Below are 21476 nucleotides of genomic sequence, written 5' to 3'. Positions count from 1 at the left end.
GCGGACGCCGACCGCCTGGACGTCGTCCCCGACGCCCCGACCCTCGGCGCCATGGCGGGCGCGGCACGCAGCCGATCGACCTGGTTCACTTCCGCCCGAGCGGGCGGTGATCCTGGTCGGTTCACCTCCGCTCGCGCGGAGAGGACCCCGTGTTGGTCGTACCGCCCATAGTCCTGGGCGGCTCACCTCCGCTCGCGCGGGGCCGACTCACCTCCGCTCGCGCGGAGAGCACTGGGACCGCATCGGACGCCGGTACGGGTCCGGCGGCTCACCTCCGCTCGCGCGGAGAGCACCCTTCGCGACCTGCGATGTTAGAGGGGCTTTGCGTTTTCTTGATTCAAGGAGCGGCGGTCGTACACGCACCTCAACCTATCGCTCGTCTCTATTCGTGCTCGGGATGGTGACGGCGCGAAGCGCGTGAAGTGTACAGTTCTCTGCATGAGTGACACGTTGCCGATTACGGAGGCGCGGGCCCGGTTCGGGTCGCTGGTGCGTCGCGCGTCCCATGCCCGTGAGCGGATCACCATCACCGACCATGGCCAGCCTGCGGCGGTCCTGATCAACCCGCAGGAACTGGCCGACCTTGAGGACGCCCTTGCCTTGGCGCAGTACCGGGCGCGGCAGGCGTCCGGCGAGGCCACGGGTGTGCCGCATGAGCAGGTGCGTGCTCAGCTCGGGCTGGGGCATGCTTCTTGACCTACGCGATCATCTGGGACGAGGGCGCGGTGAACGCGGCCGCCCGGTTTCTCAAGGACGACCCTGACGGCTTGCGGCAGCTGATGGACGCTGTCGACCTGCTCGCCGACACCCCCCGCCCGGCAGGCACCGCGGAGTACGGCTCCCCGGACCTGCGCCGCATGCACGTCGGCCGTTACCGGGTCCTGTACGAGATCACAGAAACCACCGTCACCATCGTGGTCATCCACATCGGCCGAACCGGCTGAACAGGGTTGCAGCATGCGGCCCGCCTCCGCTCACACAGAGAGCACGCCGCGCGCGATCGCTCCCGTACGGCGTTTCGCGGCTCACCTCCGCTCGCGCTGAGAGCACCATCGCCCGGCGCTTCCTCGGATCGGTGGCCTGCGGCTCACCTCCGTTCGCGGGGGGGGCACTGACCAAACCCTTCGGAGCGGGACTTCTGTCCCGCACGGGGCCATGGCAGTTATCCACAACCGACGAGTCGTCCACAGGAATCCACCAAGATCCCCATGGCTGCCTATCCCGTGGTCCCGTGAGCCCCATGGAAACCTTCGGATGGGCCAGCGCCACCATCGCCGGGCTTACCTGCATCACCTGGATCGCTAGCCATGTACTAGATCAAATTCCGGTCATCTGCCACAAGGCAGCGAAAGCCATCAGGTCGATCCGTGCACTTCGCAACGAAATCCGAAGCGAGGCGCGCGAACGCGAAGGAACTACGCCAAACGAGCGATGAGCCCCGACAGATCCGCAGTAGCGGCGTCACCGGTTGCTTTCCCGGGGCACGGAGAGGACTTCACCTGCGAGGGAACGATGAGGGATTCATGTCGGCTCACCTCCGCTCACGCGGAGACCACGATGAGGTCGACGAACTCGGCAGGCTGTGCGGCTCGTGGACGTCCGCCGAGACAGCCGTCTGTTGGTTGATGAGCGGAAGTGGCAGGACTCCGCTGGCGCCTTCGCCAACCTACGGAAAGGAGTACTCGATCGACTTTTCAAAGCACAGACACTGTTGCCTGAAGGGATGCGACTGCTGTTCGTGGAGGGGTACCGTCCACCGTCCCTTCAACGGCACTACTTCGACGAATACGCACATCAACTGCGGACCGATCACCCGGATTGGTCCCTTGAACAGGTTCGCTCGGCAGCCAGCCGTTACGTCTCTCCTCCCGAGATTGCACCGCACAGCGCCGGCGCAGCTGTTGACTTGACCCTTGCAGATGCCGACGGCCGCGAACTCGACATGGGCACCCGGATGAACGCGACTCCTGAGGAGAGCGCGGATGCCTGTTACACGCAGGCCGACAACATCAGCGGCGGGGCCCGCTCCCACCGGGACATCCTGAGCACTGCGCTCACCACCGCTGGCCTGGTCAATTACCCCACAGAGTGGTGGCACTGGTCATATGGAGACCGCTACTGGGCCTTGATGACAGGAGCGGAAACCGCCCACTACGGACCCAGGGAACTCGACTGACCGCAGACCTCGTCGGGGTACAGGAGTAAGGAGTCTCCACGAGGTATGCCGATCGGGGCCGGGGAAGCACCTGGAAATGGCACCGCTCGCGCGGACACGCCACCGCGTGTCAGTGGCCAGTTCCAATTCCCCGCTGGCGGCCACCTGATGGGGAGTCATCTGGCCGCTAGTGGTGACGCTGCGTTGAAGTTCGGGGGTGCCTGCTCTGTGGTCGTCTCGGGCAGCCGCGGCTAGAGGTCGATGACGACCTTGCCCTTCACATGCCGGTCGGCCTGGAGCTCGACCGCACGGCGGATCTGCTCGATCGGGAAGCTCGCCGCGAGAGGCACCCGGAGTTGGCCCGCCGCGACCAGCCGGGCGAGCCCTTCCAAGGTGCCGGGAGCGGCGTTCGCGCCGTTGGCCGCCGGCACGCCGTCGACTTGCGCGGCGATGGTGCAGATGCGGCCGTCCGGGACGCCGAGTTCCCTCGCGGCGTGCACTGTCTCGGTTCCGTGCAGGTCGATGGCGGCGGTGACACCGCTGGGAGCGAGGGTTCGGACCCGGTCGGCCAGGCCGTCACCGTAGGCGACCGGCTCGGCTCCGAGATCGCGCAGGAAACCGGCTGATGTCGCCGATCCCGTCCCGATCACGCGTGCTCCTGTGATCCTGGCCAACTGGACGGCGAACACCCCGACCCCGCCTGCTGCGCCGCCGATCAGCACTGTGTCGTCCGGGCCGAGGTCGACCACGGCGAGGGCCGCGGATGCCGTGCGGCCGGCGATCGTGAGGGTGGCGGCGGTGCGGTCGTCGACGCCGCCGGGGGTGTGATGGGCCTCGTTCGCCGCGGTCCCCTCGGCCGGTTCGATCACCACGAAGTCGGCGACTGCGCGGGACAGGGCGCCCCCGAACACCCGGTCGCCAGGTGCGAAGCCGGTCACCCCGTCACCGACCTGGTCAACAACTCCTGCGTAGTCGGTCCCGAACCCGGCCGGGAGGCTCAGGCCGAACCGGGCGGCGGTGTCCGCGTCGGCGGTCATGAACCAGTCCATCGGGTTGAGGCCAGCCGCGGTGACCCGTACGCGGACCTGTCCCGGACTGGCCTGCGGAGCGGGAATGTCACGGATGTCCAGGACTTCGGGGCCGCCGAATGATTCGAGCCGGACCGCCCTGCTGCTGTCCGTCGGCGATTGATCGCGCTGTTCTTGCATGTGCGCCTGCCTCCTTTGGGGTCGAGGGAGCGTACTGAAACGGACTATGCTCCGTTTACATGAGTGACCGTAACACAAACGGAGCACGATCCGTTTTTGCCGAGGGGGAGATGCGCTCGCCACGGGCGGACGCAACCCGCAACCGTGACCAGTTGCTCGCGGTGGCGACCCGCATGTTCGCGTCGGCTGACGCCGAGCCGTCGATGCGTGCGATAGCCCGCGAGGCGGGCGTCGGCATCGCCACGCTCTACCGGCACTTCCCGACCCGCGAGTCGCTGGTCGATGCGGTCTACCGGGACCAGGTCGTGCGGCTGACGACCGGCGCCCGCGAGCTGCTCGGCCAATTGCCCCCGGGCGCGGCGATGCGGCGCTGGATGGACATGTTCGGGGACTGGATCGCGACCAAGAACGGCATGCTCGACACCCTGCTTGCGATGATCGAGTCTGGCGAGATCGCCCATGCACAGACCCGGACCGAGCTACTGGCGGCCATCACCACGATTCTCGACGCCGGCAGCGCGGCAGGCGACCTCCGCTCCGACGTCACCGCCGAAGACATCGCCGCCTCCCTCATCGGCATCTTCACCGTGGCCCCCCGGCCCGAACGTGAAGCCAAGGCCAGTCGCCTGCTGAACCTCCTGATGGACGGTCTCCGCCCCGCCTAGCGGCCAGCCCCGGGCCCGGGCCGGGACCGTGCGACACAGCCGGGCCGTCTGAATTCCGACTACGAACAGTGACACCGCACCTGGCCGTACGTGGGGAATTCCAGCTGGCCGCTGTCACACCGAGAGGACTTCCGTAAACAGCTACCCCGCTCACCTCCGCCTGCGCAGACGTACGCCGGAGGACCCCAAGGGCTGACCATCTGCTTCCCGCACTGGAGTGGCTGCGCGGCCAACCGGTCGGCCGCGTCTGGCTCCGGTCACCTCCGCCTGAGCGGAAAGCACCCCGGCGAGGGCCCCAAGTACACCGAGCGCGGCGGTTCACCTCCGCTCGCCGGAGAGCACTGAGCGGCGGCGTTCTTGGTCGCCGCGATGAACGGCTCACCTCCGCTCGCGCGGAGAGCACGGGCCGGTCGCACGGTCGCGGGGGTCCCGATTCGGCTCACCTCCGCTCGCGCGGAGAGCACACGTCGCCGCCGCCGGTCGGCACCCCTTGCGGCTCACCTCCGCTCGCGCGGAGAGCACGAGGCGGTCCAGGCGCTGGTCTTCCAGTGCGGCGGCTCACCTCCGCTCGCGCGGAGAGCACCCATCCGCCAGATCAACCACGCGACCGGCACCCGGCTCACCTCCGCTCGCGCGGAGAGCACCTCGCCGCCACCGTCGCCTCGTCGATGTGGTGCGGCTCACCTCCGCTCGCGCGGAGAGCACATCGCCTGGGGCTGCCCGCCCTTGGCCATCTCCGGCTCACCTCCGCTCGCGCGGAGAGCACGGCATGGACCGGGCTCGTGACGATCCTGCTGACGGCTCACCTCCGCTCGCGCGGAGAGCACCCTTCGTGACCTGCGGCGTTAGAGGGGCTTAGCGTGTTCTTGACTCAAGGAGCGGCTGTTGTGCATGCGCGCCAATCTATCGTGTGGTCGGCGATTGTCAGTGGCTGCTGGTAGTCGTACGGCATGGACGAGACGCCGTTACCGCCTGCTGGGATTGAGCTCGATGCGCGGTTGTGGGGGAAGGAAAAGGGGCTGCTGAGGCCCTATCCGTTGATCTGTCATCTGTTGGATACGGCGGCCATCGCGGGTCGGCTGTGGGACGTGATGCTGGGGGCCCGCTCGCATGGGCTGATCGCTGAGCGGCTGGGGCTGGGTGAGGATGCGTCGCGGCGGTGGGTGTGTTGTTGGGCGGGGTTGCATGATCTGGGGAAGATCACTCCGCCGTTTCAGAGCATGTCGGCCGGCAGGTACGCCGTCCTCGCCGCAGACGAGGCGTATGCATCGGCGCCGGGCGCGGAGGGGGAGCGGGGCCTGCGGCATGAGCGGGCGACGCACTGGGCTCTGACGGTCCTGTTCGCGGAGTGGGGCTATCCGCACGGCCCGGTGTCACAGTCCGTGGCTCATCAGGTGGCGCAGCTGCTCGGTGGGCATCACGGGGTATTCGGGTGTGCATTGGAGGCGTCGAAGCTGCGTTCGCCTGAGGTGTGGGAGCCGGGGTTGGGCGGGCCTGGCTGGGTGGGGCAGCGGGCTGTTCATGCTGGTGTGGTGCGCGTTTTGACGGGGGCGGGTGGGGTGCCGTCGGGTCGGTTGTCGGGTGAGGCGGCGGTGGTGGTGTCGGGTGTGGTGGTGGTCGCGGATTGGCTGGCCAGTCAGGAGTCGGTGATCGCGGAGCGGTTGCCGGCGGATGGCTGGGTGGGGGACGGGAGGGAGTTGGCGGCGCACTGGCGGGAGGCGGTGGAGGCGGCTGAGTGGGTGGTGGCGGGGGCCGGGCTGGGGTCGGCGGTTTTCCCGGTCCGGTCGTTCGCGGGGCAGTTTCCGTTTTCGGCGAATGCGTTGCAGGAGAGTGTGGAGCGGGGTTTGCCGGGGTTGGTGGGGGAGCGGGGTTCGGGGTTGGTGCTGGTGACGGCGCCGACGGGGGATGGGAAGACGGAGGCGGCGTTGCATGCGGCGTCGGTGTTGGGGCGGGTGTCGGGGGCGGGGGGTGTGTTTGTGGCGTTGCCGACGATGGCGACGGCGGATGCGATGGTGTCGCGGGTGGAGGGGTTTGCCCGGGTGAATGTGGGTGGGGATCGGGCGTTGGTGTTGTTGCACAGCATGGCGTGGCTGAGCCGTTGGGGTGGGTCTGATCAGGATGATCGTGGGCGGGTGGTGGCTGATGGGGTGACGGCGCTGGAGGCGGGGGAGTGGTTGCGGGGTGGGCGGCGTGGGTTGTTGGCGCCGTTGGGGGTGGGGACGGTGGATCAGGTGCTGACGGGTGTGTTGCCGGTGCGGTTCAACGTGCTGCGGTTGCTGGGGTTGGCGAACAAGGTGCTGGTGGTGGATGAGGCGCATGCGTATGGGCCGTGGATGCATATGTTGCTGGTGCGGTTGCTGGAGTGGTTGGGGGCGTTGAGTGCGCCGGTGGTGCTGTTGTCGGCGACGTTGTCGGGGCGGGTGGCGTCGTCGCTGGTGGAGGCGTATCGGCGGGGCTGTGGGTTTCGGGAGCCGGCCGTGGTGGAGCCGTGTTATCCGGGGTGGCTGTTTGTCGATGCGGCGTCTGGTGGTGTCTCGCGGCCGCGGGCGGTGGGCAGTGACCGGCCGCGGACGTTGCGGGTGGTGGTCGAGCCGGTGGCGTGGGATGTGCGTGAGCCGGCCGGCGTTCCGGCGGCGGGGTCGCGTCGGGCGGCCCTGGTGGAGTATCTGACGCCGGTGGTGGAGCAGGGCGGCTGCGTGCTGGTGTGCTGCACCACTGTGGACGAGGCGCAGCGTACGTTCCGTTTTCTGCGGTCGGTGTTTCCTGAGCTGGCGGGGGAGGAGGGTGGGCTGCGGTTGTTGCATGCGCGGTTTCCGGCGTGGCGGCGTGAGGAGATCACGGGGGAGTGCGAGAGGGCGTTCGGTAAGCCGGGGGCCGAGGGTGTGGCGCGGCCGGTGTGTTCGGTTTTGGTGGCGACGCAGGTGGTGGAGCAGTCGCTGGATTTGGATTTCGATCTGGTGGTGAGTGACCTGGCTCCGTTGGCGCAGTTGTTGCAGCGGGCTGGTCGGTGTCTGCGGCATGAGCGTGGGGGCCGGCCGGGGTGGGTGGGGTCTGATCCGTGGTTGGTGGTGCTGGATCCGTTGGGGGAGGAGGGGGTGGAGCCGCCGCGGAGTTGGGGTGAGGTGTATGACGTGTCGCTGCTGGTTCGTACGCGGCGGCTGCTGGTGGAGCGGGCGGGGAAGGGGATCGCGGTCCCTGGTGATGTGCAGCAGGTCGTGGACGAGGTCTACGCGGAGGATTTCGGTGAGCGGCTGGACCAGGCGGCCGCGGAGGAGCTGCGGCTCCGGGATGCCCGGCGGGTTGCGGGCGAGGCGGCGGAGACGCAGTTGGCGAAGCTGACGGCCATCCCGTCGCCGTATGCCTCGTCGCTGCGGGACTTGTCGCTGCTCAGCGGTGCGGAGGGGCTGGTGGATGAGGCGTTGGTGACGACGCGGCTGGGTGCGGATTCCGAGCGTGCGGTGTGCGTGTACGAGCATGCGGGCGGGGCGTTGACGCTGGATCCGGAGGGGCGGCGGGAGTTGCCGGGAGTGGATGGGCGGCGGTTGTTCCGGGGGCAGGTGGCTGAGGTGATGCGGCATACGGTGCCGCTGCCCGGGCGGTGGCTGGCGGGGCGGGATGAGCGGCATGCCGCGTTGGTGGCGTGGTCGGATCGGCCGGTGCTGGCGTCGTTGGTGGTACTGCGGTTCCGCCTCGGGGCTGACGAGAGGTGGTCGTGTTCGGTCGGGGATCGGTCATTGCTGCTCGATGATCTCGGTGTCAGCGAGCGATAGTGGCCAATCTCCGTATTCGGCCGCTTTTACCCACGTCTCGCTTCTACTGTTCAGCGTGGTCGTCCCGCCCGCGAGCTCGGGGCGGGACGGCATGGGCCCCGGCCCCCGAGCTCGAGGCGGGACAACTGGGCCCCCGCTCGCGCGGGGAGAGCAGGAACCTCGGGCGAGCCTTTGCCCACCTCTCGCGGCTCACCCCCGCGCCAGCGGGGTCTCCTGTCACATCGAAGGCTACCCACTCACACGCCTGGGGAGGCGACATGGAGCGGACACCACCCGATGAGGGCTACGACCTGTTAGAGCAGCGGTGGATACCGGTGCGCTGGTCGGCAGAGACCCTCGCGGACGCCGGAGGAACGGCCGCGGACGCAGGGGAAGCGGCGGCTGAGGGCGGGGAGGAACTGCCTGCTGCGGTGGGGTTGCGTGAGTTGCTGGAGCGGGCGCACGAGATCGATGCTCTGGCGGTGACGGTGCCGCCGGCGCTGGCGGGTTTATACCGGGTGCTGTACGCGCTCACCGCCCGGGTCACGGGCCTGGACCGGCCAGGCGATGACTGGAGTGACCGCCGGTACGACGTCCTGGACGACGGTCGGCTCAACCCGGATCGGCTATGGGCCTACCTGAGCCGTTACACCGACCGGTTCCGTCTGTTCGATCCGGTGTGGCCGTTCCTCCAGGACCCGCGGCTGGCGCAGCAGTGCGAGAAGGCCGCCGGGGTGAACAAGCTGATCACGACGCGTCCGTCAGGGAACAATCACGCCTGGTTCCAGCACACCCGGGATGCGGCCCCGCAGGCTCCGGCCGCGGCGGAGGCGGTGCTGCATCTGCTGGTGTGGCGGTATTGGGGTCCGTCGGGGCGCTGTTCGTCGAGGACGGTCGGGTCGGTGAAGGCGGCGAATGTGACCGCCGGACCGCTGCGGAGTGCCCTGTCCTACCACCCGGAGGGCCGGACGCTGTTCGAGACGCTGCTGGCCGGGGTGGCCGAGCCGGATCCGGACGTGCGGCCGGAGGCGGACCTGTGTCCGTGGGAGTGGGAGGAGCTGCCGGACCCGGTTCAGGCTCCGGATATGGTGCGCGGGCCGTGTTCGGGGCTGACGGCGCGGTCACAGCACGCGCTGCTGCTGGTGCCCGAACCCGGCGGTCAGACGGTGCGGGATGCGTATATCTCCTGGGCGTTCCTGGAGAAGATGCCGCGGGACGATGACTTCCTGATCTGGCAGACCAGCAAGGAGGGCAATCGGTACCCGCGGCTTGCGGATGCGGGCCGGGCGCTGTGGCGGGACGTGGACGCGCTGTTGCTGGAGGATCCGCCGGGGGCGGCACGGCCGCGGCGGCCGAAGGTGTTCCGCACCGCGGTGGAGGCGTGTGAGGAACTGCGGGTGCGGGCGGTGGGGTTCGAGCAGGACGGGCAGGCCAAGGACATCCAGTTCGTTGCGGCGTGCACGCCGCCGCTGGTGGGGCTGTTGAAGCAGGAGGATGTGCCAGCCGCGCGGGAGGTGGGGCGGCTGCGGGTGTGGGGAGAGACAGCCGGGTTCCGCCTGGCCACTGCGACGCGAAAAGCGTGGGCGCTGTTCACCGATGCGTCCAAGGCGGTCGAGTGCGGCTGGTCGCAGGAGGCGGCGGCCAGGTTCTGGCCGCGGGCGGAGGAGGAGTTCTGGCGTCGGGTGCGCGAGCGGGACTTCGACGGGGCGGCGCGCGGGTTCAGACGGATCGCTGAGCAGGTGTATGAGCAGGTCACCTACGGGGCGGCGGGTACGGCTCGGGGGGCTCGGGCGCGTGAGGAGGCCCGGGTGGAGCTGTATGGGGGCCGACCGAAGCCAGCGAAGAAAACGGCCGCCGCCGCAGGCGGCGGGGGAGGGACGGCGCGATGAGCGAGGGAACGATCCCCGCACAGCAGACCGGGAAAGGGCCGGACCAGGCACAGGTAACGGGCCGGCTGGCGCACGCCAGGGAGTTCGTGGCCGCGATGCTCCAGTTGTGTGCGCAGGACCGCGGTGCGCGGGCCGCGTTGCGGACCGGTGTGGGGAAACATCCGGATGAGGCCCGGCGGATGCACCGGTATGTGGCGGTGTGGCTGCCGTCGCTGGATGAGGACACGCAGCGGGCCTACTACGCGGTGGCCGCGCTGATCGCCGCCCGCCGCGACACCGAAGCGCCCAACCAGACAGGACGGGCAGAGAAGGCGGGGAAGTCGCCGGGGTCGCGGTTCGGGGAAAGCCTGGGCGTGGCCTTCGCGGCAGCGGTCGCCCGGCCGCGGGACGGGCTGCGGGAGAGCAGCGCGGAGATGCGGCTGAATCTGCTGACTCGGCAGAGCGTGGCCGGGATTCACCGTCATCTGCCGGCGGCGGTGCGGCAGCTGTGCGACAAGAAGACCCAGCCGGACTGGGCGCAGCTGGTGGTGGACTTGCGGGGCTGGCGTGACCAGCGGGGGCGTACAGGGCGGCGGTGGCTGCAGGACTTCTACCGCGCCAGACGGCAGGCCGAGATCGCGGCCGCCAAGGACGCCGCCGAGCAGGCTGATGCCACAGACGCCGACCGGCCCGCGGCAGCGGCTGGCTGACCCTGCCCCACCGGGCCCCTGGCATCGCACCCGAACCTGGCCGAGCCCGGCCGTAGTTGTGGCCGAGGGGGCTGTTCCATCGCGATGTCCGGGCTGGCCCGATCCTATCGGGCACCGGTTTGATCTGCTGTTTTTCAACTAAGGGGAGAAGTTTTCATGCAGCGAGTGGTTCATGCTCCGGGACGTTTCGTCGATCTGCACGTGCTGCAGAGCGTGCCGTACGCCAACCTCAACCGGGACGACACCAACTCAGTCAAGACCGTCCAGTACGGGAACGTGGAGCGCACGAGGGTCAGCAGCCAGTGCTGGAAGCGGGCGACGCGCCTGTACTTCGAGCGGACGCTGGGACAGAAGGCGCTGCGGACTCGCCGGATCGGGGAAGCCGTCGCGAAGGACCTGCGGGAGCGATGCGGCTGGCCGGAGGATCTGGCGCGGCGGGCCGGGCAGCACATCGCGGCCGGCAGCAGCATCAAGGCCGACCCGCCGGACGATGATGTGCCGGCGTGGTCGACCAACGCGATGGTGTACGTGCCAGGTACCGCGGTCACCGAGCTGGCGGACCTGGCCGTCCAGCACCGCGAGGTTCTCGAGGCGGCGCCGGATATGAAGAAGGGCGGCAAGAGCGTTCTACCCAAGGGCGATATCGATGCGGTGCTGCGGTCCCGCAACGGGGTCATCAACCTTCTCGGCCGGATGCTCGCGGAGGTCGACGGCGCCGGTGTCGACGGCGCCGTCCAGGTCGCCCACGCGATGACCACCCACGCCACCGACGTGGAAGTCGACTACTTCTCCGCCGTCGACGACATCACCGCCGGCTGGAAGGACACCGCGGGCAGCGCCCACATGGGCAGCACCGAACACAGCGCCGGCGTCTTCTACCGGTACGCCACCGTCGACCTCGATGACCTGCTGCGCAACCTCGACGGCGACATCACCGCGGCGCGGGAGCTGACCTCGGCTTTCGCCGAGGCCTTCGTGCTCTCCCTGCCGCAGGCGAAGAAGAACTCCACCGCCCCGCACACCATCCCCGACCTGGTGCACATCGGCGTCCGCAGCGACCGGCCCGTCTCCTTCGCAGCCGCGTTCGAGGAACCGGTCACCGCAGACCGCCACGGCGGCTACGCCACAGCCTCCCGCCAGCAGCTCGCCGCCTACGCCGAGGCCGCGCACCAGCTCCTCGGCGAGCGCGGCCTTCTCTCCTCCGGCTGGGCCAGCCTCGAGGACAAAGACCTCACCGGGCTCGGCGAGCGCCACAGCTCCTTCCCCGAACTGATCCACCTCAGCATCGACACCGCCCTCACCCCCGCCGTTCCTGCCGAGGCGGAGGCATGACGGCGCCGTCGGCGAAGCCGTTCCTGGGGCTGCTGCTGCATCTGGCCGGGCCACTGCAGTCCTGGGGCGAGCACAGCCGCTTCAACCAGCGCGACACCGCGCCGTTCCCCACCAAGTCCGGCATCACCGGCCTCCTGGCCTGCGCCCTGGGCCGCCGCCGCGGCGAAACCATCGAGGACCTGGCCAGCATGTCGCTGACCATCCGGTCGGACCGCCGCGGTGTTCTGCTGCGCGACCTGCACACCGTCGGCGGCGGCCTGCCCGCGAAGCGGACCGTCACCACTGCCGAAGGCAAGAAACGCCCCTCCTCGGCAGCCACCCTGCTCTCCCACCGCTACTACCTGGCAGATGCCGCCTTCACCGCCGCCATCACCAGCGACGACCACCAACTCCTGCAGCAGTGCGCCGCAGCGCTCAAGGAACCTGCCTGGCCCCTCTATCTCGGGCGCCGTTCCTGCCCACCCCACGGGCCCCTGCTCATCGGCGACGGACTCTTCCGGAATCCGCTGCACCACCTGGTCCGCCTGCCCCTGGCCACGGCATCGTCCTCCCGCCACGACGACGCCGCGGTGGAGGAGACCGCGGCGATCGACTTCATCAGCGACCAGCCCCTGGACACTCTGCCGGGCGCACCGGAAGCCGCCGGGCCGCACGACGGGGCGACCCCCACCGGCGAACTCAACGACCACCCCCTCGACTTCGGCCCGCACCAGCGCACGTATCGGGCTCGTGCTGTCTACCGGCGCACCCTCCATCTGCCCGCCACCCAGCGCGGCGGCCTGGGCGCTGCCTATCTGACCCAGATCCACACGTACCTCAACGCTTACCGCGACGACCTGGACCAGGAGGCGGACGCATGACCGAGCTGTGGCTCACCCGCATCATCCCTGACCTCCGCAGCCGCCAAGCCCGCCGTGACCTGGCCAGTGCGGTGGGCATGCACCACCGCGTCATGCAGCTCTTCCCCGACACCGCAGCCGAACAAGCTCGCGCCGCACTCGGTGTCCTGTTCCGCATCGAAGACGGCCCCCAGGGACCTCACCTCCTGATCCAGAGCCAGGCCCAGCCTGACACCACCGCCCTACCCGTCGGTTACGGGACCATCGCCACCAAACCCCTCACCCCACTGCTTGACGGCCTCCGGGCCGGGCGCCCAGTGCGCTACCGCATCGCCGCCAGCGCCGTCCGCAAACCCGGCAAAACCACCCGCTCCCTCTACAACCTCAAACCCATCGTCCCCCTGACCGGCGCCGCCGCAGACGACTGGTGGATCCGGCAAGCCCGCCAAAGCGGTCTCACCATCCATACTGTCCACAGCACCCCTCTCGACGCCGCCCGCGGCGAACACGCCCAGGGAAAGCACCACATCCGCCACGCCCGCACCTGCTTCGACGGCACCGCCACCATCACCGACCCTGGCCTGCTCCAACGGCGTCTCATGGAGGGAATCGGCCGCGGCAAAGCCTACGGCTGTGGCCTGCTCACCCTGGCACCCGCATGACCGCCCCCCGCCGCACACCGAAAAACGACACCGGAGCTCGACGACGGCTCGCCGCACCGACGGTCGCCATGCTGCCTCGTATCGGCGACAGCCTGTCCTTTCTCTACCTGGACATCGTGCGCGTCCACCGGGGTGTGCGCCACTATCACCACCGAAGAACGCGGCACCGAACTCGTCTACCTGCCCACCGCAGCCCTGTCCTGCCTGATGCTCGGCCCAGGCACATCCATCACGGCCCGGGCTCTGACCACCCTGGCCCGCCATGGCAGTACCGGAGCCGGTGGAGTGCGCTGCTACACGGCCACCACCCCCAGTTCCCTCACCACCCGCTGGCTTGAGCACCAAGCCCGTGCCTGGGCCGACGACGAGCAACGCCTCGCCGTCGCCGTTCAAATGTACGAACAGCGATTCGGGGCCGACACCGCCCCTCACGCCCCGACACTCGAGCAGCTGCGCGGCCTTGAAGGGCAGCGTATGAAAGCGCTGTACCGCCTCCTCGCCCGGCAACACTGCATTGGGCGCTTCCGCAGAACCTACGATCCCGAGCAATGGGAAACCCAGGACCCGGTCAACCTCGCCCTCTCCGCGGCCAACACCTGCCTCTACGGCATCGCCACAGCGGCAACCAGCAGGCATTCGTCTACGACATCGCCGACTTGTACAAAGCAGACCTCACCATCCCCTTGGCCTTCAGCCTCCACAACAGCGACAACCCAGAGCAACAGGCCCGCCGCAGCTTCCGCGACGGGCTACGCCTGTTCAAACTCATGCCTCGTATCGCGGCCGACATCCAGCGCATTCTCGCCCCCCAGCGCGCCGCTGATGTCCATGAACCAGAAGAACAACTCGTTGACCTGTGGGACCCGGTCTCCGGTCCGATTCCTGGCGGCATCAACTACGCAGCGGACGCTCCATGACCACACGAGAGCTCCCATGGCATCCATGATCACAATTGCAGCCTCGGCGGTCCCCGATCATCTACGCGGGGCGCTGACCCGGTGGCTGCTGGAGGTCACACCCCAGCTCTATGTCGGTACTGTCTCGGCCCGTGTACGTGATGAGCTGTGGAGTACGGTCACAGCCTGCACCGCAGACGGCGTAGCCGTACTCGTCTATCCCGCCGACAACGAGCAGGGGTTCGAGCTACGAACCGCAGGTCAACAACGACGACGGCCGATCGACTTCGAGGGACTGACTCTCGTCGCCTTCGGATCTCTCCAACCAGATCCGCTAAGCAACAGTCAAGGAATGGCAAATCGGTTCTAACGGTGCAGGTCGCGAAGGGTGCTCTCCGCGCGAGCGGAGGTGAGCCGCCCCGTCGGGCGTCTCCAGGATCTTGCTGATGGTGCTCTCCGCGCGAGCGGAGGTGAGCCGGCTGGCAAGGGCGTCCAGCGGTGGACCCCCGAGTGCTCTCCGCGCGAGCGGAGGTGAGCCGGCCGGGGACCTCGCCCAGCGGACCTGGTCCCGGTGCTCTCCGCGCGAGCGGAGGTGAGCCGTCGTGCACGGTGACGATGTGCGGATGGGACAGGTGCTCTCCGCGCGAGCGGAGGTGAGCCGGTCACCACCGCCCAGGCGGGTGCTGTTTTCGTGTGCTCTCTGCGCGAGCGGAGGTGAGCCAGAGCCGCAGGGCGGTGTCGGCGATCTTCTGTCGGTGCTCTCCGCGCGAGCGGAGGTGAGCCGCCTCTCGGCGTCGGTCGAACTCGGTTCTGGATCACTTTTCGTGCAGCGCTGACGGACGGTCACGGACCCGACTCGGCCGTGGGACGGTCACGCGGCCAGCAGGACGCGCTTGCGTAGCAGCGCCAGGCCGGCCCGGCCGAACATCTGCCGCTTCAGCATCTTGATCCGGTTCACCTGCCCCTCGACCGCCCCCGAGCTGAACGGCAACGTCAGCCCCGCCTCCACCGCCCGCAGATCACACCCGATCCCGTTCACGAACGACACCAGCTTCTTGTGATCACTTCCGGTCCTTCCCGGCGCTGCCGACTCTGTGGGTCTGATGATCAAGCCCCGTGAGCGATGTGGAGATAGGGGACGTCCTGTTCGCCGACCTGGACGGCCTGCAGGTCGACAAGGTCGAACTCAGCGAAGACGCGGTCAGCGTGACCGCCCGCGCATGCGCGGGCGAGGCCACCTGCCCGGCCTGCGGGACGAGGTCCCGGCGAGTCCACAGCTGCTACCAGCGCCGCCTGGCCGACGCAGCGGTGGGCGGTCGGCCAGTGGTCGTGCACCTGCTGGTCCGGCGCTTTCGCTGCCCGGTGGCTTCGTGCCCGCGGACGACGTTCGTCGAGCAGATCGACGGGCTCACCTTCCGGCACGGGCGGCGAAGTCAGCGGCTGCACACGGTTTTGCAGATGGTCGCACTCATGCTGGCTGGACGAGGTGGCGCCCGGCTGGCCGCCGTGCTCAGCGCGGCCGTCAGCCGCTCCACCCTGCTGCGGCTGATCCACGCCCTGCCGGACCCGTCGTCCGTGACGCCGCGCGTGCTCGGCGTCGACGACTTCGCCCTGCGCAAAGGCCACATCTACGGCACCGTGCTGATCGACGTCGAGACCCGCCGCCCGATCGATCTGCTACCGGACCGGGAGTCGGCGACCCTGGCCCGCTGGCTGTCCGAGCACCCCGGCGTCGAGATCATCTGTCGCGACCGCGCCAGCGGCTACGCCGAAGGCGCCCGCCTCGGCGCGCCGGACGCCGTGCAAGTCGCAGACAGATGGCACCTGTTCCACAACCTCACCGAAGCCGTGGACCGATGCGTGACCAGGCACTCCACCCGCCTGCGCACACCGGAGCCGCCGCCCAGCCCTGCGATGTCCACCGCCCCGGCCGCCGAACTGGAGAAGATCAGCGGGGCCGCGAAGGCGGAACGCGCCGCCCACCGGTGCGCCGACCGCACCCGCGACCGGCACCAGGAGATACACGCCTTGATCGACAAGGGGCTCACCCTGCGCGAGATCAGCCGCGAGCTCGGCCTGGCCCGCAATACCGTGCGCAAGTTCGCCCGCGCCGCCACCGCCGAGGAACTCAGCGCGGGCAAGTGGCAGGGGCGCGCGAGCATCCTCGACGACTACAAGCCCTACCTCCATCAGCGCTGGCAGGAGGGCTGCACCAGCGCCAAGAAGCTCTTCGAAGAGATCAAGGCTGCGGGATTCCGCGGCGGCTACTCGGTGGTCCGCGACTACCTCCAGCCCCTGCGCGCCGGAGCCAAGCCCGCCGACCGGGCCCACCGACCACCGTCGGTCCGGGACGTCACCGGCTGGATCACCCGCCACCCCGACAGCCTTACCCAAGACGAGACGTTACACCTCAAGGACATCCTCGCCCGCTGTCCGGAACTCGATGCCACCGCCGAGCACGTCCGGACCTTCGCCGAGATGATGAACGCGCGAACCGGTCACAAGCTCGCGGCCTGGGTCGACAGCGTGAAGGCCGGCAAGCTGCCCGAGCTGGTGTCGTTCGTGAACGGGATCGGGTGTGATCTGCGGGCGGTGGAGGCGGGGCTGACGTTGCCGTTCAGCTCGGGGGCGGTCGAGGGGCAGGTGAACCGGATCAAGATGCTGAAGCGGCAGATGTTCGGCCGGGCCGGCCTGGCGCTGCTACGCAAGCGCGTCCTGCTGGCCGCGTGACCGTCCCACGGCCGAGTCGGGTCCGTGACCGTCCGTCAGCGCTGCACGAAAAGTGATCCAGAACCACGATTCACCCGCCGCCGACACCGCCGGGTGGCTGGGCAACCGCGCTGAGGTGGTTGTGCTCTCTGCGCGAGCGGAGGTGAGCCGTCTGACCGTTGACCACGGGGCCGACCTGCGGAGTGCTCTCCGCGCGAGCGGAGGTGAGCCGGAACTCAACAAAGCCGTCCGTGCTGCGAACAAGTGCTCTCCGCGCGAGCGGAGGTGAGCCGGTGCTGCTCGTGCGGGGCGCGAGCGCGATGTGGTGCTCTCCGCGCGAGCGGAGGTGAGCCGCAGTTCGGGGTGGCCCCGGTGACGGCGCGGTAGTGCTCTCCGCGCGAGCGGAGGTGAGCCGCCGGCTACGACCTGGCGCTGCACGCCGCCGCGCACGGACGCACCCTGCTGTTCGCCCCGGTCTTCCGGCCCGCAACCCGGTACCCAACCTCACCATCCGGCGGCGGCCGATACTGACTCCCGAAACCGTCGAACAGGACGTCGCCTCCTTCGCCCACCTGCCCGACCCCGGTAGGCCTGGTGGACATCGACCACTTCCACCTGATGACCCCGGTCCTGCCCGAGCCGAGGTACGCCGACGGTCCGATGGACGACCACATACAGCCGGCCGACCAGGCGGCTGACACCGGACGGGGCTGAAGATGCTCGCGGTGAACGCCGCCTACCACAAGCCCACCGTGGTGGTCATGGCACGCATCACCCCGCCGGCCGATAGCAACGAGCCCCTGGCACTCGACCATCTCGGCCTGGCCGCCGAGATGGTCTACGACACCGACACCATCGACGTCCACATCGCCAAAGACCGGTTCGGCCCCGCGCCCCGACTCACCACCGTCGTTTGGTGACCAGCCTCCGCCAGGATGTCCGGACAAGCGATGGATGTTTGTGGTATTGCATGAGCCCTGGGTGAAGACGGTGTGGGGCGCCTGCGGCCGCCCCGCCGCCCCTCTTCGCCCAGTGCCCTACCTTTCTGGACTGGCCCCGCTGCCTATGCGCGGCCTCTGGGTTGACCTGCGGTGACGACGGAACGAGGCGATGCGTCCCGCTCCGCGAGGGCCCACAGGACTACAAGCGCCGCGGGCCCGTCGAACGGGACTGGCTCATCGAGCAGTACGTCCACCGCCGCCGAACTCTGCCGGACCTCGCCCGCGAAACCCGCATGAGCACCGCAAATATGGGCCGCTGGGCCCATACCCACAACATCCCCCTCCGGCCACGCGGCGGAGCCCAGCCACCACACCGCCCTCCGCACCTCCGAGCAGGCCGCAGATGCCCCCGCCATCCTGCGCGCGACGCCCTGAACAGCCCAAATGCCCGGCAGCGACTCGAACGCTTCGCTGCCGCCCTGCCCTACCCCACCGTCACCGAAGCTGCCCGAGCCCTCGTTATTCACCAACCGACACTGACAACCCAAATCAACCGGCTTGAAAGGGACCTGGGCCGGCCCCTGATCGAAGCGTGCTGAACAGGGTCGCAAGATGCGGCCCACGCCCTTCGGCAGGAAAGTGGCCGCTGCCGCGAAGCGTCTCACCGGCTCAGGTGGGCAGCCTTGATCGGGCGTTGGCGGCCTCACTTCGCCCCTGCAACCGGTGGCCCCCAAGACCGTGCTCGGCATGCGGGGCAATCCGATGTGCACGGTCGCCCTGCCGCCAGCTCCTCGCCCAGTGGGAGGACGTCCTCGCCGTGGCCGCCCGAGCTCGCCGGCCACGGCGCGGTGGCGGTCGGCGCGGACCCCGGCCGCCTGGACGTTTTCCCCGACACCCTGCTGCGTACGGCAGCAAGCTGCACCGGAGCGCACCGAAGCTGAGCGCGACGGCCAAGGCGAAGAGGCCGGTGCGACCAGTGCCCTGGCCAGCCCATTCTCGCTACGCACCTCGAGGACACCGACACCCGCAAATGTGTGCGCTGCCAGGGCGAGCACCGGTGGCTTTCCCAACCGCATCCGGAGGACCACCTGTGCGGGGTCTGCCGACGCGAGTGCCCATGTGCCAGGCGGCCACCGACGAGGAAAGCGGCATCTGCCGCGCCTGCCAGGGCCGCTGCCGCACCTGTTCCGCCCCGCTCCCTCCCCGCCCGGCTTCCGCCGAGACCATCACCCGCGTCGAGGCCGGACAGCGCAAGGACAAACACCGCCGCTGACCGCGCACCTACTATCCCCGCGCCTGGGACCAGTGCGATGCCTGCCAGCGCACAGCCTCCGCCGCTGACCCAGTCCGTGCCGTCCTGACCGCGCTTCCGGACAAGCTGCTCCGTGCCTGCGGGCGGCGTGCCGCCGGCGGTCCTGCAGACCATTCGTGACGAACTGCTCCGCCAGCCCGCCGCCCGGCTCACCGCGCGGATCGAGCGCCGCTGGTGGACCACCTGGGCCAACCGGCCCCTCGAGCGCGAAGCCGACGACGGAGAGGACGGATACCGGCCCGATGACGTCGCGGTGTGGCTGCTGGCCCCCACGCCGTGTGCCGGCCGGTGTGAAGACGGATGGCACCCCGCTCCGCCTGAGCGGCCGGCCGACGACGACCAGCCGTGCAGCGTCTGCCGCGGTGGATGGCTCCTGCCCGGCCGCGGATCCAGCCCCCACAACGCTGACAACGATCAGTCCGGGGAAGAACAGAGGCAGGCCCCGTCCAGGGCCGCGGACCGTACCCCGGCCCAAGCGGTCGTCTACCGGCCTCCACACCGCGAATGCGAGGGACGCGGCGGCACCTGCGGCCGCCCCGTCGCCGACCCCCACACCCAATGCCCCACCTGCCTGGGCTGGCCCCGCTGCGCCTGCGGAGCCCCCTACGACCCCAACGAAAGGAGACGCCTGCCGTTATCTTGGGTCCCTGAAGTCCTTCAGGCATGTGAGGCAAGTAGAGTGATCTTGTACTTGCCTGAACGATATCCCGGGGTTTAAGGCACGTCGGCCGTCTCTACTGTTCTGCACCGACACTTCCGAGCCAAACGTGCCATCTCCGCCGATGACTCCACGTATTGGGTCGTCGTCAGCGAGTCGTTCGAGCTGCACATCGAGGCGTGCGCCTACCTGAACGCCACCGACGACGGTGAAGAGCAGATTGCCGCTGACGTCGAAGAGTTCGCCACCCACGACCGCAAGGGCGGCTGGGCCCGAGCCCTCCTCGTGGCCCGTCGCGTCCAGCCCGACGAAGGACGCGGCGCGACACTCGAACAGCAGTCCAAATGTTTCGGCCGAAACATTTACCGCCGCATCAGCGCCAGGGAGTCGGCACCTTCGAGACATTGTCGGTGTGGGTCCGCCACCACACCGGCGACGAGTCGACTGCCCTTCCCCGCCCCCGCGCCGAGACACGGAAGCCGGTGGCCGTGTGATGGAGCCGGTTTCCATGACGCCTCCGGCGTCCTCCTCTGCTGGCCCTGTTTGGCGCGCTGGATACACATCCGGGTGAAGGCGAAGACCTCGTCGGCGTGATCGGCGGGGTGGACAGTGTCGGTCGCCGCCACTTGGCACGTGATGGTGCCGATCCGGGCCGCAGCGACCATCCCCGCCACGTGGTCGGAGGGGGTGTAGTCGATGAAGGCCATGCTGTCGTCACCGATCTTCGGCATGGCTAGGGACTCGCTGTGCTGATCGATTTCCCATCCCGCGATGATGTCGTAGCGGTTGAATCTGTTCGAGGCCGAGGCCGCGGTCTCGAAGAAGTCCATTTGCAGGGTGATGCCGTAGTCAGGCCCTGTGAGTTCTATCCCGCCTTCGAGCGGCGGGTCGTCCGGATCAACCGGATACTTTGCCTCACTTGCCGTAACCACATCGGGTTCGCCGGCTGCCGACCAACCAGCAGGCAGGACGGACTGGTCCGGCATGACCGCCTTCGCGGCGTTCCTGGTCGTGATCGGCTCTAGTTTGGGCCCGCTTCCGGCCTGCGGAGTGGTGGTCGAGCCGGTGGAAGGTGTGGCTGGAGTAGTGGTCGGGTCGGGGGAAGGCGTGGATGGTGAGTTGTTGATGCTGATCACTTGCACCGCGCCATATGTACCCAAGGCAAGTAATAAGGCCAGCGCGATGACGGCAGCGCCAAGAGCAAGGTATGCGCCACGTGACTTCGTGATCGTCAATGGACCGATGTTGATGGTGCCCTTCACGGTGCTGCTGCTGACGCTGACCGTCTGTACGGTCATGTCTCTGCCCGCGTGGAGTGTGTTCTGCGTCGCAGCGGTTTCCAGTCGTGTCGCAAAGTCTGGATCGTCGGCGAGAGCCCTCGTCAGGATCGTCCGCACCTGGCTTTCCGCTTCAGGTGATCCAGGCTCCTGATCGAGCTGGGTCAGTGCCGCACGGCCTTCTTGGGATCCGCGGAGCCGGTCTCTGACCAGTCGGGATACCTCCTCGCCGGCTGCCGTTCCCACACTGGTGCCCGCGCTGGTTGCCAGGCCGCTGATCATCTGCATGGCGATCGATGCCAGGTTAGCCGCTTCCATGAGTCCCCCCGTATGACAGCCGTGGTCAGTAAGAGCTCTACCCCTCCCTCTTCAACTCGACCACCTCAGATCGGTGCTCCCACACCGGTCGCCTTGGAGCCCTTGGAGCACCTTCATCTTCCGCCGCGAGTACATGCCTTAAGCCTCCGTTGCGGTCTGACCTGCGGCATCAGCTTG

Annotated in this window: 19 protein-coding genes, 1 pseudogene and 3 CRISPR repeat arrays; of the genes and pseudogenes, 17 read left to right on the top strand and 3 right to left on the bottom strand. The window is 68.8% G+C overall.

Features of this window, described 5'->3' with window-relative positions; all coding sequences use genetic code 11:
- Nucleotides 1-438: 438 nt before the first annotated feature.
- The 4 genes from STRVI_RS44160 to STRVI_RS44150 all read left to right on the top strand — a co-directional run bounded on the left by STRVI_RS44160 (nucleotide 439) and on the right by STRVI_RS44150 (nucleotide 2176).
- Nucleotides 439-696, top strand: a complete 258-nt coding sequence (locus STRVI_RS44160) for a type II toxin-antitoxin system Phd/YefM family antitoxin (protein WP_014043545.1) — start codon at nucleotides 439-441, stop codon at nucleotides 694-696.
- The gene (locus tag STRVI_RS44155) at nucleotides 693-944 is read left to right on the top strand and encodes a type II toxin-antitoxin system RelE family toxin (protein WP_014043544.1); all 252 of its coding nucleotides are present in this window, start codon (nucleotides 693-695) and stop codon (nucleotides 942-944) included. Before STRVI_RS44160 ends, STRVI_RS44155 begins: the two co-directional genes overlap by 4 nt.
- A 296-nt stretch (nucleotides 945-1240) precedes the next feature.
- Nucleotides 1241-1435, top strand: a complete 195-nt coding sequence (locus STRVI_RS52330; RefSeq protein ID WP_150112974.1) for a hypothetical protein — start codon at nucleotides 1241-1243, stop codon at nucleotides 1433-1435.
- Between the two features lie 147 nt (nucleotides 1436-1582).
- Nucleotides 1583-2176, top strand: coding sequence for a M15 family metallopeptidase (locus STRVI_RS44150; protein WP_014043543.1), 594 nt, complete (start codon nucleotides 1583-1585; stop codon nucleotides 2174-2176).
- Between the two features lie 230 nt (nucleotides 2177-2406).
- Here STRVI_RS44150 and STRVI_RS44145 read toward each other — a convergent pair whose 3' ends face one another.
- Nucleotides 2407-3363, bottom strand: coding sequence for an NADP-dependent oxidoreductase (locus STRVI_RS44145; protein ID WP_014043542.1), 957 nt, complete (start codon nucleotides 3361-3363; stop codon nucleotides 2407-2409).
- 110 nt (nucleotides 3364-3473) lie between these two features.
- On the opposite strand from STRVI_RS44145, the gene STRVI_RS44140 reads away from it, so the two are divergent.
- The 9 genes and pseudogenes from STRVI_RS44140 to cas2e all read left to right on the top strand — a co-directional run bounded on the left by STRVI_RS44140 (nucleotide 3474) and on the right by cas2e (nucleotide 14454).
- Nucleotides 3474-4028 carry a TetR/AcrR family transcriptional regulator gene (locus tag STRVI_RS44140; protein ID WP_014043541.1) on the top strand — a complete coding sequence of 185 codons (555 nt, stop codon included), beginning with the start codon at nucleotides 3474-3476 and terminating at the stop codon, nucleotides 4026-4028.
- Nucleotides 4029-4402: 374 nt separating this feature from the next.
- A CRISPR array of direct repeats spans nucleotides 4403-4855; the repeat unit is 29 nt; unit sequence CGGCTCACCTCCGCTCGCGCGGAGAGCAC.
- A 123-nt stretch (nucleotides 4856-4978) separates the two neighbouring features.
- Nucleotides 4979-7798: a CRISPR-associated helicase/endonuclease Cas3 gene (locus STRVI_RS44135; RefSeq protein ID WP_063644483.1), complete on the top strand. Its 2820-nt coding sequence runs from the start codon at nucleotides 4979-4981 to the stop codon at nucleotides 7796-7798.
- 257 nt (nucleotides 7799-8055) lie between these two features.
- Nucleotides 8056-9666 carry a type I-E CRISPR-associated protein Cse1/CasA gene (gene casA, locus STRVI_RS44130; protein ID WP_014043539.1) on the top strand — a complete coding sequence of 537 codons (1611 nt, stop codon included), beginning with the start codon at nucleotides 8056-8058 and terminating at the stop codon, nucleotides 9664-9666.
- Entirely contained in the window at nucleotides 9663-10355 is a 693-nt protein-coding gene (gene casB, locus STRVI_RS44125) for a type I-E CRISPR-associated protein Cse2/CasB (RefSeq protein ID WP_014043538.1), read from the top strand. Before casA ends, casB begins: the two co-directional genes overlap by 4 nt.
- Before the next feature lie 156 nt (nucleotides 10356-10511).
- Nucleotides 10512-11687 carry a type I-E CRISPR-associated protein Cas7/Cse4/CasC gene (gene cas7e, locus STRVI_RS44120; protein ID WP_014043537.1) on the top strand — a complete coding sequence of 392 codons (1176 nt, stop codon included), beginning with the start codon at nucleotides 10512-10514 and terminating at the stop codon, nucleotides 11685-11687.
- Nucleotides 11684-12547 carry a type I-E CRISPR-associated protein Cas5/CasD gene (cas5e, locus tag STRVI_RS44115; RefSeq protein ID WP_014043536.1) on the top strand — a complete coding sequence of 288 codons (864 nt, stop codon included), beginning with the start codon at nucleotides 11684-11686 and terminating at the stop codon, nucleotides 12545-12547. The genes cas7e and cas5e overlap by 4 nt, the downstream gene beginning before the upstream one ends.
- A complete protein-coding gene (gene cas6e / locus STRVI_RS44110) occupies nucleotides 12544-13188 on the top strand; it encodes a type I-E CRISPR-associated protein Cas6/Cse3/CasE (RefSeq protein WP_014043535.1) in 645 nt (214 codons plus the stop codon). Before cas5e ends, cas6e begins: the two co-directional genes overlap by 4 nt.
- Nucleotides 13185-14105: pseudogene (gene cas1e, locus STRVI_RS49645) on the top strand (type I-E CRISPR-associated endonuclease Cas1e). Before cas6e ends, cas1e begins: the two are co-directional and overlap by 4 nt.
- 16 nt (nucleotides 14106-14121) lie before the next feature.
- On the top strand, nucleotides 14122-14454 hold the full coding sequence (gene cas2e / locus STRVI_RS49640) for a type I-E CRISPR-associated endoribonuclease Cas2e (RefSeq protein ID WP_078505979.1): 333 nt from the start codon (nucleotides 14122-14124) through the stop codon (nucleotides 14452-14454).
- Between the two features lie 18 nt (nucleotides 14455-14472).
- Nucleotides 14473-14868: direct repeats of the CRISPR family, unit length 29 nt; unit sequence GTGCTCTCCGCGCGAGCGGAGGTGAGCCG.
- Nucleotides 14869-14955: 87 nt separating this feature from the next.
- Here cas2e and STRVI_RS51925 read toward each other — a convergent pair.
- The gene (locus tag STRVI_RS51925; RefSeq protein WP_215490792.1) at nucleotides 14956-15123 is read right to left on the bottom strand and encodes a hypothetical protein; all 168 of its coding nucleotides are present in this window, start codon (nucleotides 15121-15123) and stop codon (nucleotides 14956-14958) included.
- 77 nt (nucleotides 15124-15200) lie between these two features.
- Here STRVI_RS51925 and STRVI_RS44100 point away from each other — a divergent pair, with 77 nt between their 5' ends.
- From STRVI_RS44100 to STRVI_RS55400, 4 genes are all read left to right on the top strand, one after another.
- On the top strand, nucleotides 15201-16814 hold the full coding sequence (locus STRVI_RS44100) for an ISL3 family transposase (RefSeq protein WP_014043534.1): 1614 nt from the start codon (nucleotides 15201-15203) through the stop codon (nucleotides 16812-16814).
- Between the two features lie 121 nt (nucleotides 16815-16935).
- Nucleotides 16936-17208: direct repeats of the CRISPR family, unit length 29 nt; unit sequence GTGCTCTCCGCGCGAGCGGAGGTGAGCCG.
- A gap of 301 nt (nucleotides 17209-17509) precedes the next feature.
- Nucleotides 17510-17713, top strand: coding sequence for a hypothetical protein (locus STRVI_RS44095; RefSeq protein ID WP_014043533.1), 204 nt, complete (start codon nucleotides 17510-17512; stop codon nucleotides 17711-17713).
- A gap of 314 nt (nucleotides 17714-18027) precedes the next feature.
- Nucleotides 18028-18333 (top strand): helix-turn-helix domain-containing protein, encoded by a 306-nt coding sequence (locus STRVI_RS55405; protein ID WP_353477095.1) that lies wholly within the window; start codon nucleotides 18028-18030, stop codon nucleotides 18331-18333.
- Between the two features lie 491 nt (nucleotides 18334-18824).
- A complete protein-coding gene (locus STRVI_RS55400) occupies nucleotides 18825-19007 on the top strand; it encodes a hypothetical protein (RefSeq protein ID WP_251983043.1) in 183 nt (60 codons plus the stop codon).
- A 1059-nt stretch (nucleotides 19008-20066) separates the two neighbouring features.
- Here STRVI_RS55400 and STRVI_RS52325 read toward each other — a convergent pair.
- Entirely contained in the window at nucleotides 20067-21299 is a 1233-nt protein-coding gene (locus STRVI_RS52325; RefSeq protein WP_014043532.1) for a hypothetical protein, read from the bottom strand.
- Nucleotides 21300-21476: the final 177 nt, after the last annotated feature.

Source organism: Streptomyces violaceusniger Tu 4113, assembly GCF_000147815.2.
GTDB lineage: Bacteria > Actinomycetota > Actinomycetes > Streptomycetales > Streptomycetaceae > Streptomyces > Streptomyces violaceusniger_A.
This window is presented reverse-complemented; position numbering and strand designations above follow the sequence as displayed.